This is a genomic window from Anoxybacillus sp. ST70 (assembly GCF_019553625.1).
GTDB lineage: Bacteria > Bacillota > Bacilli > Bacillales > Anoxybacillaceae > Anoxybacillus > Anoxybacillus gonensis.
Map to the genome: position 1 here is coordinate 192,927 of NZ_JAHZOF010000005.1, position 14,970 is coordinate 207,896.

Genomic DNA, 14,970 nt, shown 5'->3' on the forward strand with positions numbered 1-14,970 from the left:
TTTTTGGACTGAAGGGGCTGATCGAAAACGTATTAGTGTTTTGGATCAGCCCTTTACGCTTTCGCGTAAGCGGTTGTTGCTCGGTCGCCCGACATTAGCAACATAATGATTCCTTATATTGAAGTCAAAAAATTTTTTATTGACATCGTCCTTCTTTCGATGATATACTCACATTCGTAGTTCAGCATCATTCTTGAATACATTAAAACGTTAACTGAATAAAGCGTTTAAAAGCGCTCTTATCAAGAGAGGTGGAGGGATGTGCCCGATGAAACCCGGCAACCGTCAGCGCTGCTGAAATGGTGCCAATTCACACAAAGCGTTTGCTTTGAGAGATAAGAGACAGAATGGATGATAACGCCTTTCTGTTCTCTTGAGCAGAAAGGCTTTTTTCATGGAAGGAAGGTGACAGCGACGTGATTACTTTATCAAACGTAACGAAAGTATACAGAGCGGCAAGCGGAAATGTGACTGCGGTCGATCATGTAAACTTGCATATTGCAGAAGGAGAAATTTTCGGCATCATCGGTTATAGCGGAGCGGGGAAAAGTTCGCTCATCCGATTGTTAAATGGGCTAGAAAAGCCGACAAGCGGTGAAGTGATTGTTGATGGAAAAGATATGGGGAAAATTAGTGGGAAACAATTACGACAAGCGCGTCAGCAAATCGGGATGATTTTCCAACATTTTAACTTACTTTGGTCGCGGACTGTACGTGAAAATATTGCTTTCCCGTTAGAAATTTCCGGTGTTCCGAAAGAGGAACGGATGAAGCGCGTCGATGAGCTTATTCAACTCGTCGGCTTGCAAGGAAGAGAAAATGCATACCCGTCGCAATTGAGCGGAGGGCAAAAACAGCGCGTCGGCATTGCGCGTGCGTTAGCGAACAACCCGAAAGTGTTGTTATGTGATGAAGCGACATCAGCGCTTGACCCACAAACGACGGACTCCATTTTAGATTTGCTCGTCGATATTAATAAACGTCTCGGTTTAACGATCGTGTTAATTACACACGAAATGCATGTTATTCGTAAAATTTGCGATCGCGTAGCGGTCATGGAAAACGGAAAAATTGTTGAAATGGGCGAAGTGCTTCATGTATTCCGTAAGCCAGAGCAACCGATTACGAAACGATTCGTCCAACAAGTGACGGAGCCGGAGGAAACGAAAGAAGCCATGTTGCATCTTCTCGAACGATATCCGAACGGCCAAGTTGTTCAGCTTACATTCGTCGGCGAAGCGGCTGAGCAACCGCTCATTACACAGCTTATTCGTCAATTTGATCTAAATGTGAATATTTTGCAAGGGAAAATTTCGCAAACGCATCACGGTTCATATGGGGTGTTATTCATTCATTTAGACGGTGCGAATGAAGAAATTGAGCGAGCACTCGCTTTTATTCGCCAGCAAGAAGTTGAAGTGGAGGTGTTGGCGAATGTGGAATGAACTATTTCCGAACGTCGTTTGGGATAAAATATGGGCGGCGACGATGGAAACATTGTATATGACAGCTATCTCTGTTATAGCAACGTTTGTGCTTGGCATTTTACTTGGTTTATTGCTGTTTTTAACGTCTAAGGGAAACATATGGGAAAATCGTCTCGTTAACGGTGCCATTGCGTCGTTCGTCAACATTTTCCGCTCGATTCCGTTTATTATTTTAATTATTTTGCTTATTCCGTTTACCAAACTTGTTGTTGGTACAATTCTTGGAGCAAACGCTGCGTTACCAGCTCTCATCATCGGTGCCGCACCGTTTTATGCGCGCATGGTAGAAATTGCGCTTCGTGAAATTGATAAAGGTGTCATTGAAGCAGCAAAAGCGATGGGGGCGACGACATCGACAATTATTTGGAAAGTGCTCCTCCCAGAAGCGCTTCCTGCACTTGTATCTGGAATTACAGTCACAGCGATTGCGCTCGTTGGATATACAGCGATGGCAGGAGTTGTTGGTGCTGGAGGGCTTGGAAATTTAGCGTATTTAGAAGGATTCCAACGCAACAATAACGATGTGACATTTGTTGCAACTGTGCTCATTTTAGTCATTGTCTTTATTATTCAGTTTATTGGTGACTTTGTCACTTCTAAAATAGATAAACGATAAAAAGGAGGAAGAAACAAATGAAAAAATGGATCTCTTTACTTGTTGCTGCAGTTGTTATTTTAGCGCTTGCTGCTTGCGGAAAAAGCGAAAGTGCGGAAGAAAAAACAAATAAGCTTGTCGTTGGTGCATCAAATGTGCCACATGCGGAAATTTTAGAGCAAGCAAAACCGATTTTAAAAGAAAAAGGGATTGAATTGGAAATCGTGACGTTCCAAGACTACGTGTTACCAAATAAAGCGTTAGCTGATAAAGAGTTAGATGCAAACTATTTCCAACACATTCCTTACTTAGAAGCACAAATGAAAGAACATGGTTATGATTTTGTGAATGCTGGCGGTATTCATATTGAACCAATTGGCGTATACTCTAAAAAATATAAAAGCCTTGAAGAACTACCAAACGGGGCAAAAATTATTATGAGCAACTCTGTTGCAGACCACGGTCGCATTTTATCGATGCTTGAAGAAAAAGGTTTAATTAAATTAAAAGATGGTGTTGATAAAACGAAAGCAACAGTTGATGATATCGTTGAAAATCCGAAAAACTTAGTGTTTGAAGCAGATGTCGAAGCAGGTTTACTTCCACAGGTTTATAAAAACAATGAAGGAGACGCGGTATTAATTAATGCCAACTATGCGTTAGATGCTGGCTTAGATCCAGCGAAAGATCCAATTGCGGTAGAGTCGCCAGAAAACAACCCATATGTTAACATTATTGCAGTTCGTAAAGGTGACGAAACACGTAAAGAAATTCAAACGCTCGTTGAAGTGTTGCAATCAAAAGAAATTCAAGACTTCATTTTAGAAAAGTATAACGGTGCTGTCATTCCAGCGACAAAATAAGGATGTCCATTCGGGCATCCTTTTTATATTTTTCCGGAAACGACACATGCTAAAAAGGAAGGAGGAGTGTGTATGTCGATGGAACAATTTTTACACGAATATAAAAAAGGATTAGGAACGTTTACACAACAAATGACGAAAGTCGGGCAAACGTTTCAGGCGTTTACAGAGGCGTGTTTTGAGGAAGGGACGTTGTCGAAAAAAGAAAAGCAACTGATTGCCTTAGGGATTAGTGTCGCGAAACAAGATGAATATTGTACGATTTATCATACGAAAGGGTGTATCGATGAAGGAGCGACAGAAGAACAAATATTTGAAGCGTGTGCGGTTGCCGCTGCGTTAGCCGGCGGGGCGACAATGAGCCAAGCAGTCACGCTCGTTCGACAATGTATTGATGAATTTACTCGCACGCATTAAAAGGATAGGGCTCCCTATCCTTTTTTTACATATGTGATAAAATGCACTTTAGAAACAAAAAAGTATCAAAATGCTTGCAATAAGGTTGCTAATACTTTTCATCTGTTATAAAATTGTAATGAGAATAAAGTGAGAATTACGTTTTTATGAACATAAGCGAAACTGGAGGTATTTTTTTATGGCAACATTAACGATTAAAGATCTTCACGTTGCAATTGATGGGAAAGAAATTTTAAAAGGGGTCAACCTTGAAATTAAAGGTGGCGAGTTCCATGCGATTATGGGACCGAACGGAACGGGAAAATCAACATTATCTGCGGCAATCATGGGCCATCCAAAATATGAAGTGACAAAAGGAAGCATTACATTAGATGGGCAAGACGTATTAGAAATGGAAGTAGACGAACGTGCTCGCGCAGGTCTTTTTTTAGCGATGCAATATCCGAGCGAAATTAGCGGTGTGACAAACGCTGACTTCCTTCGTTCAGCCATTAACGCACGTCGCGGAGAAGGAAATGAAATTTCATTAATGAAATTCATTCGTCAATTAGATGAAAAAATGGCGTTTTTAGAAATGAATCCAGATATGGCGCATCGCTATTTGAATGAAGGATTTTCAGGTGGAGAGAAAAAGCGGAATGAAATTTTACAATTAATGATGTTGCAGCCGAAAATTGCAATTTTAGACGAAATTGACTCAGGTCTTGACATCGATGCGTTAAAAGTTGTTGCAAAAGGTGTAAACGAAATGCGCAGCAGCGACTTCGGCTGTTTAATTATTACCCACTATCAGCGCCTATTAAACTACATTACGCCAGATTACGTACATGTTATGATGCAAGGACGGATCGTGAAATCAGGTGGTCCAGAATTAGCACAACGTCTTGAAGCTGAAGGATACGATTGGATTAAAAAAGAGCTAGGCATTGAAGATGAAGTCGTTGAGCAAGAAGCGTAAGCGTTAGGAGGATTTATGATGATTGAGACGAAACTACCATTCGACCAACAGTATGTACGCTCTTTTTCGGAAGGGCGTGGAGAACCGGACTGGCTTTTAAACGTTCGCTTACAAGCTCTTGCACAAGCGGAACAACTTCCTTTACCAAAGCCAGATAAAACGAAAATCGATCGTTGGAACTTTACACAATTTTCTACTCATCTCGTTGAAAGCGCTCCGCTTTCTTCTTTAGAAGAGTTGCCAGAGCAAGTGAAAGTGCTTATTGATATCGATGAACAACAAAAAAACGTATATGTGCAACGCGACCATACATGTGCATACGTATCGCTTGCGGATGAGTTGAAAGAAAAAGGCGTCATTTTTACTGATTTAGCGACAGCTGTTCGCGAACATAGCGATCTTGTGCAAAAATATTTTATGGACGGTGTGAAAGTAAATGAGCATCGTCTGACAGCGCTTCATGCTGCCCTTGTCAACGGCGGGGTATTTGTATACGTGCCGAAGCATGTACAAATTGACGTGCCGTTGCAAGCGGTGTACGTGCATGAAAAAGCGGAAGCGTTGTTTAATCACGTCATTATTGTTGCAGATGTGGGCAGTAAAGTAACGTATGTGGAAAACTACATTTCAACATGTGAACGTTCGGAAGCGATCGTCAACATCATTACAGAAGTGTTTGCGCGAGATGATGCGCAAGTGTTTTTCGGTGCGGTAGACAATTTGGCAAAGGGAACGACGGTCTATGTCAACCGCCGCGGTGTGACAGGGCGTCATGCGCGCATCGAATGGGCGCTTGGTTTAATGAATGACGGAAATACAATTTCAGAAAACATTACGCGCTTAATCGGTGATGGATCAGTCGGCGATACGAAGACAGTCGTTGTGAGCCGTGGTGAGCAAGTGCAAAACTTTACGACAAGCGTCATTCACTACGGAAAACATACAGAAGGCTACATTTTAAAACACGGCGTTGTCAAAGATGAAGCGACATCGATTTTTAACGGCATTGGAAAAATTGAGCACGGGGCATCGAAATCGAATGCGGAACAAGAATCGCGTGTGCTTATGTTAAGTCCAAAAGGACGAGGAGATGCGAATCCGATTTTATTAATTGACGAAGATGACGTGACAGCAGGCCATGCGGCATCGGTCGGTCGTGTTGACCCAACGCAATTATATTACTTAATGAGCCGCGGTATTCCGAAAACGGAAGCAGAGCGATTAATTATTCACGGCTTTTTAGCACCTGTTGTGAATGAAATTCCAATTGAGCGTGTGAAAAAACAATTAATTGAAGTGATCGAAAGGAAAGTTAAGTGATGAACGTAAAAGAACTTCGTCAACTATTCCCGATTTTAGATCAACAAGTCAATGGCAAACCGCTCGTTTATTTAGATAGCGCGGCAACATCGCAAAAGCCGTTACCGGTTATTGAAGCGATTGACAATTATTATCGCCAATACAATTCGAACGTTCATCGCGGTGTGCATACGCTTGGCACAAAGGCGACTGATGCCTACGAAGGGGCGCGCGACAAAGTGCGCCGCTTCATCGGTGCTGCCTCGACGGAAGAAATTATTTTTACACGCGGGACGACAACGGCGATTAACTTAGTGGCGGCAAGCTATGGTCGAGCTCATGTGCGTGAAGGTGATGAAATCGTTATTACGTACATGGAACACCATAGCAACATTATCCCTTGGCAGCAAGTTGCGAGACAAACAGGGGCAACGTTGAAGTACATCCCGCTACAACCAGATGGTACGATTCGATTAGAAGATGTCGAACAAACGGTGACACCGAATACGAAAATTGTAGCTGTCATGCACGTATCCAACGTGCTCGGTACAATCAACCCAGTAAAAGAAATTACCCGAATTGCTCATAAGAACGGCGCGGTTGTTGTTGTTGATGGAGCGCAAAGCACTCCGCACATGAAAGTAAACGTGCAAGACATCGATTGTGACTTTTATGCGTTTTCAGGCCATAAAATGTGCGGTCCGACAGGTATCGGTGTGTTATATGGAAAAAAACGTTTACTTGAGCAAATGGAACCTGTTGAGTTCGGTGGAGAAATGATTGATTTTGTCGGCTTGTATGAGTCAACATGGAAAGAGCTTCCGTGGAAATTTGAAGGTGGTACACCAATTATCGCTGGAGCGATCGGCTTAGGAGCTGCGATTGATTTTCTTGAGCAAGTCGGTTTAGATCATATCGCTGAGCACGAACATCGTTTGGCGCAATATGCGCTTGAACAGCTCGCGACGATTGAAGGATTAACGATTTACGGTCCGAAAGAGCGGGCAGGGCTTGTGACGTTCAATATCGATGGTGTGCATCCGCATGATGTAGCAACGGTTTTAGATGCGGAAGGCATTGCTGTTCGTGCTGGTCATCATTGTGCGCAGCCACTTATGAAATGGCTAAATGTGACAGCAACCGCACGCGCAAGCTTTTATTTATACAATACAGAAGAAGAAATTGACGCACTCGTTTCAGCATTAAAGAAAACGAAGGAGTATTTCAGCTATGTCTTTTAATAGCCATTTAGATACGTTGTATCGGCAAGTGATTATGGACCATTATAAAAACCCGCGAAATCGCGGGGTATTGGAAGGGGAACACGTCGATATAAACATGAACAACCCGACGTGTGGCGACCGTATTCATTTAACGTTAAAAGTAGAAGACGGAAAAATTGTCGATGCGAAATTTGAAGGAGAAGGTTGTTCTATTTCGATGTCATCTGCATCGATGATGACAGAGGCGATTAAAGGGAAAACGATTGAAGAAGCATTGAAGTTATCAACGATTTTTTCCGACATGATGCAAGGGAAAGATTATGACGATTCAATCGATTTAGGAGATATTGAAGCGCTTCAAGGCGTATCGAAATTTCCTGCACGCATTAAATGTGCAACGTTAGCTTGGAAAGCGATGGAGAAAGGGTTGCACGGGCAACAAGGACAGTCATAAAAAAGGAGGCGAACGGAATGGCGAAAAAAATGCCAGAAATCGGTGAATATAAGTACGGTTTCGCCGATAAAGACGTATCTGTTTTCCGCGCTGAGCGCGGATTAACGCGCGAAATTGTAGAAGAAATTTCGCGAATGAAAAATGAACCACAATGGATGCTTGAATTTCGTTTAAAAGCGTTAGATATTTTTTACAGCATGCCGATGCCACAATGGGGTGGCGATTTATCGAGTTTAGATTTCGATGAAATTACGTATTACGTTAAACCATCAGAAAAATCTGGACGTTCATGGGATGAAGTGCCAGAAGAAATTAAAGCAACGTTCGATAAACTCGGTATTCCAGAGGCAGAGCAAAAATATTTAGCAGGGGTATCTGCGCAGTACGAATCGGAAGTTGTATACCATAACATGAAAGAAGATCTCGAGAAATTAGGGGTCATTTTTAAAGATACAGACTCGGCGTTAAAAGAAAATGAAGATTTGTTCCGCGAGCATTGGGCAAAAGTCGTTCCGCCGACAGATAATAAATTTGCGGCACTAAACTCAGCCGTTTGGTCGGGTGGCTCATTCATTTACGTTCCAAAAGGTGTAAAAGTTGATACGCCGTTGCAAGCGTATTTCCGTATTAACTCTGAAAATATGGGACAATTTGAACGGACGTTAATTATTGTCGATGAAGGAGCGCATGTTCATTACGTCGAAGGCTGTACGGCGCCTGTATATACGACAAACTCGCTTCATAGTGCGGTCGTTGAAATTATCGTGAAAAAAGGCGCGTATTGCCGTTATACGACGATTCAAAACTGGGCGAACAACGTCTTTAACCTTGTTACAAAGCGCGCGGTTTGTGAAGAAAACGCAACGATGGAGTGGATTGACGGAAACATTGGATCGAAATTAACGATGAAATATCCAGCGGTCGTTTTAAAAGGAGAAGGTGCACGTGGATTGACCCTTTCGATCGCGATTGCTGGCAAAGGGCAACATCAAGATGCTGGTGCGAAAATGATTCATTTAGCACCAAACACGTCATCAACGATCGTATCCAAATCCATTTCAAAACAAGGCGGAAAAGTCACATATCGCGGTATCGTTCATTTCGGACGAAAAGCGGACGGTTCTCGTTCAAATATTGAGTGTGATACGCTCATTATGGATAATCAATCGACATCCGATACGATTCCATATAACGAAATTTTAAACGACAATATTTCGCTTGAACATGAAGCAAAAGTATCGAAAGTATCGGAAGAACAACTATTTTATTTAATGAGCCGCGGCATTTCCGAACAAGAAGCGACAGAAATGATCGTGATGGGCTTTATCGAGCCGTTTACAAGAGAATTGCCGATGGAATACGCGGTTGAAATGAACCGTCTCATTAAATTCGAAATGGAAGGTAGCATTGGATAATAAATAGCTGATGATCTGCGCCATGCAGATCATCGGCTTTTTTTGTATGTTGTGGTAAGATGAATGTAGGTGATGAATATGATTTATGTCGGACTAACGGGATGGGGCGACCATGACAGTTTATATCCGTCTCGTCTTGCGTCAAAAGATAAGTTACAAGCGTATGCGGCTCACTTTCCAACCGTTGAGGTTGATGCGTATTTTTATGCCATTCAACCGCGCCAAAACGTTGAAAAATGGTTGACGGAAACGCCTGCGTCATTCCAATTTATCGTGAAGGCGTATCAAGGAATGACGGGGCATCAACGGGGCGACATTCCATATGCAAACAAAGATGAGATGTTTACTGCATTTCTCCAATCGATTGAGCCGTTTCAACAAGGAAATAAGCTCGCCATGGTATTGTTTCAATTTCCGCCGTGGTTCGATTGTAAAAAAGAGCATGTTCACTATTTGCGTTGGTGTCGGGAGCGAATGAAAGATATTCCTGTAGCGCTTGAATTTCGTCATCAATCGTGGTTTTCCCCTCCGTTTTACGAGAAGACGTTGCGCTTTATGGAGGAAGAGCGATGGATTCATAGCATTTGCGATGAACCGCAAGCGGGGGAAGGATCGGTACCGACCGTTCTTCATCCAACAGATCCAAATAAAACACTTATTCGTCTACACGGACGCAATGTCGCAGGCTGGAATAAAAGAGATGACGAAAATTGGCGTGCCGTCCGTTATTTATACCGCTACAACGAGCAAGAGCTACAAGAGTGGGCACAACATATTCGAATGTTACAAACAAAATGTAAACACATTTACGTACTATTTAACAACAACTCAGGCGGAGATGCTGCTCATAATGCAAAACAGTTGTTGCAGTTGTTAGGCATTGAGTATACAAATTTGGCACCGCGACAATTAGATTTGTTTTCATAATGGGGGATCAAAAATGGAATATATATTTCTTTTAATCATCGGTCTTTTAGCAGGAACGATTGGTAGCCTTGTCGGTTTAGGGGGAGGGGTCATTATCGTTCCCGCGCTTCTTTTTTTAAGTGCTGCGCACATATTGCCGACCATTTCACCGCAAGCAGCTGTCGGAACATCGCTTGTTGTCATTATTTTTAACGGATTATCATCAACTTTAACGTATATGAAGCATAAAATGGTTGACTATAAAAGCGGTTTGTTTTTTTTCATCGGCAGTGGACCAGGGGCGATGCTTGGCGCATGGGTGAATCAACATGTACATATGCACCATTTTTCGCTTTATTTCGGATTGTTTCTCATTGCCGTTTCGTTTTTGCTTATGTTTCAATCGCGTTTCTCCCCATCTAAAAAACGAACGTTTCCTGTTGTGCGTACATATGTCACGAATGAAGGGGAGGAAGTGACGTACGGGTATCATCCGTTTAGCGCTACGCTCATTGCGTTTGTTGTCGGGTTTGTTGGTGGATTTTTTGGTATCGGTGGCGGGTCGCTTATGGTGCCTGCGATGATGCTATTATTTTTATTTCCTCCTCACGTTGCCGTTGCGACATCGATGTTTATCGTCTTTTTATCATCTATTGTTAGTTCAATGACGCACGTCTTTATGGGGAATGTCGCTTGGACGTTTGCTCTTTCGCTTATTCCGGGCGTATGGATTGGGGCGAAATGTGGGGCGTGGCTTAATCGACGATTAAAAGGAAAAACGGTCGTGACGTTATTAAGAATGGTACTTATTTTACTTGGTGTTCGTTTAATTATGCAAGGACTTGGATTGTAAAAAAGAAAGGTGTGTTGCAAGCGTTGAGGGAGACGATACATATTTATCATACAAACGATGTGCATAGCCATTTTGAGCGATGGCCAAAAGTTGTTCATTATTTAAAAACAGTAAGAAAAAAGCATCAACAAAATCGCGAGCATATGGTTTTACTTGATATTGGTGATTTTATCGATCGATTTCATCCGATCACGGAAGCATCCTCTGGAAAGGGAAACGTCATTCTTTTAAACGATGTCGCATACGATGCGGTTACGATTGGGAATAACGAAGGAATAACACTTAGTCATGAACAGCTCGATACGTTGTATACGCACGCGGCATTTTCGGTCATCGTGGCGAACGTATTTTATGAAAACGGAGAGCGCCCGCATTGGATGAAGCCATATGTTATGATGACGTTTGGACATGTTCGCGTTGCATTTATTGGGGTGACCGTTCCGTTTCAGACGTTTTATGAATTGCTTGGATGGCGTGTTGCCGATCCGTTTGATACGGTTGCTAAGCTCATTGAACAACTTTCGGAAAAAGTAGATGCCATTGTTTTATTGTCTCATCTAGGGATAAGTGATGATGAAAAAATGGCTCATATGTTTCCACAATTGACTGCAATTTTAGGTGGCCATACACATCACGTATTTGAACATGGCAAGCGCGTGAATGAAACGTTGCTTTGTGGAGCGGGGAAGTTTGCGCAATATGTCGGATGTTTAACATTGTCAATTGATAAAAATAGCCGAAAAGTTGAGTCATGCGCATATGTCCAACATACCGATGCATTAGAACATGAATGTGCGGAAACGAAACAAAAATTAAATCATATGATTGAGCAAGCAACAAATGCATTGGCACAACCGATTGTGCATTTGCCCGAACCGTTACATATGGACTGGTTTTCCCCTTCCCCATTTGCGTCGCTTCTTGCGCAAGCGTTGAACGAATGGTGTGAAGGTGATATAGCGATGGTCAATGCGGGTGTTTTGCTTGCATCATTGCCAAAAGGCGTTGTGACGAAAGGGGATATTCATCGCATTTGTCCGCACCCAATTAATCCGTGCAAAGTATATTTACGTGGAAGCGAATTAAAAGAAGTCATTTTACAAGCGGAAACGGAACAAATGAAACAGTTGCGGGTGAGAGGGTTTGGGTTTCGTGGTGAAGTGATGGGACAGATGGTGTACGATGGCGTCACAATTGAGAAAGAGACCATGTCGGACGGTCAAGCACATGTGCGTCGCATTTTGATTCATCATCAGCCAATTGATGAGCAAAAAACGTATGCGGTCGCAACAATTGATATGTTTACGTTCGGACACTTGTATCCAGAAATATATCGTGCGAAAAAGAAATATTACATGCCTGAAATGTTGCGGGATGTGCTTGCGTGGAAGCTAAAAAACATGTATCAATAGGCACCCTTCGATCTTTTATTCATACATTGAATAAAAGAAAGGAGCGTGAATATATGATCGAATTAAAGCCGTTATGGATTGACGGAGAGCCGTTTACGGCCATTTCTGTTCAGTTGCCTAAAACGACGTTGTTAGCTGTTGCTAATGATAAAGGATATATTATGTGTGGGGCGTTAGATGTGGCTTTGTTAAACGAAAAATTGCGCGACCGTGGCATTGTAGCTGGAAGAGCGGTAGGAGTGCGGACAATTGATCAACTGTTAGAGGCACCGCTTGAGTCTGTTACATTTGCTGCTGAACAATTAGGTATTTCACGTGGCATGAAAGGGAAAGACGCCTTGCTCCTGATGAAATAAAATAATAATCCCCTGCTTGATCGCATACATATAGCGTGAGAGGGGGGATTTTTGTTGTATCAACAACTACGTAAAAGAAGAAAACCGCTACCCATCCGCTATATTTTTTTAATTACTTTCGTTTTTTTTATCATTTCGACTGTTGCGAGCCTTTGGTTTATTAATAGAGGAATCGAACCAACGCTGATGGCGATCGCAGAGAAAGAAACGCGCCGCTTAGCGAATTTAGTGATCAATAATGCGATTAATCAACAAATTGCTGAGGACGACTTTCGCGTTGAAAATTTTATCAAAATTGAAAAAGATGAGCATGGGAAAATTTCTGCGATCGATTTTAATGCTACCGTTGTGAATCGAGTATTAGCTAAAACGACAAATCGTGTTCAACGAAATTTAAAAGCGGCATCAGAAGGAAAACTATCCGCGCTTGAGTTTCCAGATGTTCAAATTGAAACAGAAAAAGAACAAGGAATCGTCTATTATATCCCGCTCGGACAAGCAACGAATAACGTATTGTTAGGAAATTTAGGACCGCGCATTCCGGTTCGTTTTTACGTTATTGGGGATGTTCATTCGGATGTAAATAAAAATATACGTCCGTTTGGCATAAATAACGCTTTAATAGAAATAGCAATTCATATTGAAGTCAACGTGCAAATTATTATTCCATTTGCAACAAAAACGGCAACGATTCAAAACGACATTCCTGTAGCGATTCAAATTATTCAAGGGGAAGTTCCGCAATTTTATAATCAAGGTGGGGAAGGAAATACGTCCATTGAACTTCCAGTTGAATAATAAAAAATTCTGAAAATTTTATTTTTTGAAATATTATTTTGACAAAAGGCTTGTCCGTTGATATACTTAAAACTAAAATGAAACAAAAAAGTCTGAAAAATTAAAATAATCGAACGAGGAGGTGCTCATCTTTTTATTACGTCACGATATGAAAAAATCAAAAACTGACTAAGGAGGGTATTTTATTATGGAGAGTCGTCAACAATGGGGCACACGCGCTGGCTTTATTTTAGCAGCGGCTGGCTCGGCAATTGGATTGGGAAACATTTGGAGGTTTCCGGCTGTCGCATATGAAAATGGTGGAGGGGCATTTTTCCTCCCGTATTTATTCGCATTATTAACAGCAGGTATTCCAATTCTCATATTGGAGTTTACGCTTGGACATAAGTATCGCGGTTCAGCGCCGTTAACGTTCGCCCGTCTAAGCAAAGGAACAGAATGGATTGGTTGGTGGCAAGTCCTTATTTCATTCGTTATCTCAACGTATTATTCCGTCGTTATTGCATGGGCGATGTCTTATACGTATTTTGCATTTACATCGAAATGGGGAGAAAATACAGGGGACTTTTTATTCGGTGAATATTTGAAATTAGCAGAAACGCCGGGTACGTTCGGAAGTTTAGTCCCAGCTGTTCTCATTCCACTTCTTCTCGTTTGGATCATTAACTTAGCCGTTTTGTATAAAGGTGTTCGAAAAGGAATTGAAGTCGCAAATAAAATTTTCTTACCAACGCTTATCGTTCTTTTCTTTATTATCGTCATTCGCGCTGTGACGTTAGACGGAGCGATCGAAGGATTAAATGCATTTTTCAAACCAAATTGGGATCAAATTATGAACGGAAAAGTATGGCTTGCTGCATATAGCCAAATTTTCTTTAGCTTATCGATTGCGTTCGCTATTATGATTACTTATTCAAGTTATTTACCAAAAAAATCTGATATTACGAATAACGCATTTATTACCGGTTTTGCAAACTCAGGATTCGAGTTATTAGCTGGTATCGGCGTATTTAGCGTCCTTGGCTTTTTAGCGCAACAACAAGGCGTAGAAGTAAGCGAAGTTGTGAAAGGTGGCGTTGGATTAGCGTTCGTCGTCTTCCCACAAATTATTAACCAGTTCCCTGCGTTTAATGAGCTTTTCGGGGTATTATTTTTCCTTTCATTGACATTAGCAGGACTGACATCGCTTATTTCGATTTCAGAAACGTATGTTTCAGCGATTCAAGAAAAGTTCGGTATATCTCGAACGAAAGCTGTTCTCGGCGGTGGTGGAGTAGCTGCGCTCATCGCATTAATATTCGCTTCGAACGGCGGATTATATTTCTTAGATGTCGTTGACTATTTCATTAACAACTTTGGCGTTGCGCTTGTTGGATTAGTGGAAGTAGTTGTCATTGCATGGGTGTTAAAAGAACTAAATGCCCTTCAAACACATGCAAATAGCGTATCAGATATTATGGTAGGCGCATGGTGGAAAATTTCGCTCTCTGTTGTCACACCAATTGTATTAGGATACATGATGTTTGATAGCATTAAAACAAATGTGAAAGAAAATTATGGTGGATACGATACGTTATTCGTCGTTAAATACGGATGGACTGTTGCGGCGCTTGTCATCGTTCTCGGTTTTGTTCTTTCAGTAAAACGCTGGAAAGATGGAGTGCTTTCCGTTCCGACAGACAAGGAGGTTTCAAGCTAATGGAAACAAGTGCACTTATTATGATGCTTGTCGGTATGGTAATTATTTGGGGAGGTTTTGCTGCGAGCGTCGCTCATGCAGTAAAGAAAAGTCGGCAATCATAAAAAAGGGGCTGACCCAAAACGCTAATGCGCTTTGGGTCTAGCCCTTTCTTTTTTGCCCAAAAATAGAAGAATCGCCCTTTTTATGGTAAAATTGAGTCACCAAAAACAACTACACCAAAAAAGGAGCGATT

The 14,970-nt window shown here is 41.8% G+C and carries 16 protein-coding genes and 1 riboswitch; all 16 genes read left to right on the forward strand.

What is annotated here, in order from left to right:
- Positions 1 to 236 precede the first annotated feature (236 nt).
- A riboswitch (SAM riboswitch) is annotated at positions 237 to 342 on the forward strand.
- Between the two features lie 74 nt (positions 343 to 416).
- Positions 417 to 1,445: a methionine ABC transporter ATP-binding protein gene (locus K1I43_RS09105; RefSeq protein WP_019417426.1), complete on the forward strand. Its 1,029-nt coding sequence runs from the start codon at positions 417 to 419 to the stop codon at positions 1,443 to 1,445.
- Positions 1,435 to 2,103 carry a methionine ABC transporter permease gene (locus tag K1I43_RS09110; RefSeq protein WP_009362265.1) on the forward strand — a complete coding sequence of 223 codons (669 nt, stop codon included), beginning with the start codon at positions 1,435 to 1,437 and terminating at the stop codon, positions 2,101 to 2,103. The genes K1I43_RS09105 and K1I43_RS09110 overlap by 11 nt, the downstream gene beginning before the upstream one ends.
- Positions 2,104 to 2,120: 17 nt before the next feature.
- Entirely contained in the window at positions 2,121 to 2,945 is an 825-nt protein-coding gene (locus K1I43_RS09115) for a MetQ/NlpA family ABC transporter substrate-binding protein (RefSeq protein WP_009362264.1), read from the forward strand.
- A 72-nt stretch (positions 2,946 to 3,017) separates the two neighbouring features.
- Positions 3,018 to 3,362: a carboxymuconolactone decarboxylase family protein gene (locus tag K1I43_RS09120; protein ID WP_009362263.1), complete on the forward strand. Its 345-nt coding sequence runs from the start codon at positions 3,018 to 3,020 to the stop codon at positions 3,360 to 3,362.
- 178 nt (positions 3,363 to 3,540) lie between these two features.
- Entirely contained in the window at positions 3,541 to 4,320 is a 780-nt protein-coding gene (sufC, locus tag K1I43_RS09125; protein ID WP_009362262.1) for a Fe-S cluster assembly ATPase SufC, read from the forward strand.
- Between the two features lie 15 nt (positions 4,321 to 4,335).
- Positions 4,336 to 5,640: a Fe-S cluster assembly protein SufD gene (gene sufD, locus K1I43_RS09130; RefSeq protein ID WP_019417424.1), complete on the forward strand. Its 1,305-nt coding sequence runs from the start codon at positions 4,336 to 4,338 to the stop codon at positions 5,638 to 5,640.
- On the forward strand, positions 5,640 to 6,860 hold the full coding sequence (locus tag K1I43_RS09135; protein WP_026011624.1) for a cysteine desulfurase: 1,221 nt from the start codon (positions 5,640 to 5,642) through the stop codon (positions 6,858 to 6,860). The genes sufD and K1I43_RS09135 overlap by 1 nt, the downstream gene beginning before the upstream one ends.
- On the forward strand, positions 6,850 to 7,296 hold the full coding sequence (gene sufU, locus K1I43_RS09140) for a Fe-S cluster assembly sulfur transfer protein SufU (protein WP_009362259.1): 447 nt from the start codon (positions 6,850 to 6,852) through the stop codon (positions 7,294 to 7,296). The genes K1I43_RS09135 and sufU overlap by 11 nt, the downstream gene beginning before the upstream one ends.
- A gap of 17 nt (positions 7,297 to 7,313) precedes the next feature.
- Positions 7,314 to 8,711 carry a Fe-S cluster assembly protein SufB gene (sufB, locus tag K1I43_RS09145; protein ID WP_009362258.1) on the forward strand — a complete coding sequence of 466 codons (1,398 nt, stop codon included), beginning with the start codon at positions 7,314 to 7,316 and terminating at the stop codon, positions 8,709 to 8,711.
- 78 nt (positions 8,712 to 8,789) lie between these two features.
- Positions 8,790 to 9,638 carry a DUF72 domain-containing protein gene (locus tag K1I43_RS09150; RefSeq protein ID WP_009362257.1) on the forward strand — a complete coding sequence of 283 codons (849 nt, stop codon included), beginning with the start codon at positions 8,790 to 8,792 and terminating at the stop codon, positions 9,636 to 9,638.
- 13 nt (positions 9,639 to 9,651) lie between these two features.
- Positions 9,652 to 10,470 (forward strand): sulfite exporter TauE/SafE family protein, encoded by an 819-nt coding sequence (locus tag K1I43_RS09155; protein WP_019417420.1) that lies wholly within the window; start codon positions 9,652 to 9,654, stop codon positions 10,468 to 10,470.
- Between the two features lie 23 nt (positions 10,471 to 10,493).
- Positions 10,494 to 11,882 carry a bifunctional metallophosphatase/5'-nucleotidase gene (locus K1I43_RS09160; RefSeq protein ID WP_136260186.1) on the forward strand — a complete coding sequence of 463 codons (1,389 nt, stop codon included), beginning with the start codon at positions 10,494 to 10,496 and terminating at the stop codon, positions 11,880 to 11,882.
- Between the two features lie 53 nt (positions 11,883 to 11,935).
- Complete coding sequence (locus tag K1I43_RS09165; protein ID WP_009362254.1) at positions 11,936 to 12,238, forward strand: YunC family protein; 303 nt, start codon at positions 11,936 to 11,938, stop codon at positions 12,236 to 12,238.
- Positions 12,239 to 12,289: 51 nt separating this feature from the next.
- Entirely contained in the window at positions 12,290 to 13,036 is a 747-nt protein-coding gene (gene yunB, locus K1I43_RS09170) for a sporulation protein YunB (protein ID WP_136260187.1), read from the forward strand.
- Positions 13,037 to 13,223: 187 nt separating this feature from the next.
- The gene (locus K1I43_RS09175) at positions 13,224 to 14,735 is read left to right on the forward strand and encodes a sodium-dependent transporter (protein WP_136260188.1); all 1,512 of its coding nucleotides are present in this window, start codon (positions 13,224 to 13,226) and stop codon (positions 14,733 to 14,735) included.
- Complete coding sequence (locus K1I43_RS09180) at positions 14,735 to 14,839, forward strand: methionine/alanine import family NSS transporter small subunit (RefSeq protein WP_009362251.1); 105 nt, start codon at positions 14,735 to 14,737, stop codon at positions 14,837 to 14,839. The genes K1I43_RS09175 and K1I43_RS09180 overlap by 1 nt, the downstream gene beginning before the upstream one ends.
- Positions 14,840 to 14,970 lie beyond the last annotated feature (131 nt).

Coding starts and splice junctions, on each gene's coding strand:
- K1I43_RS09110 (WP_009362265.1), top strand. CDS start 1,435: ATGTGGAATGAACTATTTCCGAACGTCGTTTGGGATAAAATATGGGCG.
- K1I43_RS09115 (WP_009362264.1), top strand. CDS start 2,121: ATGAAAAAATGGATCTCTTTACTTGTTGCTGCAGTTGTTATTTTAGCG.
- K1I43_RS09120 (WP_009362263.1), top strand. CDS start 3,018: ATGTCGATGGAACAATTTTTACACGAATATAAAAAAGGATTAGGAACG.
- sufC (WP_009362262.1), top strand. CDS start 3,541: ATGGCAACATTAACGATTAAAGATCTTCACGTTGCAATTGATGGGAAA.
- sufD (WP_019417424.1), top strand. CDS start 4,336: ATGATGATTGAGACGAAACTACCATTCGACCAACAGTATGTACGCTCT.
- K1I43_RS09135 (WP_026011624.1), top strand. CDS start 5,640: ATGAACGTAAAAGAACTTCGTCAACTATTCCCGATTTTAGATCAACAA.
- sufU (WP_009362259.1), top strand. CDS start 6,850: ATGTCTTTTAATAGCCATTTAGATACGTTGTATCGGCAAGTGATTATG.
- sufB (WP_009362258.1), top strand. CDS start 7,314: ATGGCGAAAAAAATGCCAGAAATCGGTGAATATAAGTACGGTTTCGCC.
- K1I43_RS09150 (WP_009362257.1), top strand. CDS start 8,790: ATGATTTATGTCGGACTAACGGGATGGGGCGACCATGACAGTTTATAT.
- K1I43_RS09155 (WP_019417420.1), top strand. CDS start 9,652: ATGGAATATATATTTCTTTTAATCATCGGTCTTTTAGCAGGAACGATT.
- K1I43_RS09165 (WP_009362254.1), top strand. CDS start 11,936: ATGATCGAATTAAAGCCGTTATGGATTGACGGAGAGCCGTTTACGGCC.
- K1I43_RS09175 (WP_136260188.1), top strand. CDS start 13,224: ATGGAGAGTCGTCAACAATGGGGCACACGCGCTGGCTTTATTTTAGCA.
- K1I43_RS09180 (WP_009362251.1), top strand. CDS start 14,735: ATGGAAACAAGTGCACTTATTATGATGCTTGTCGGTATGGTAATTATT.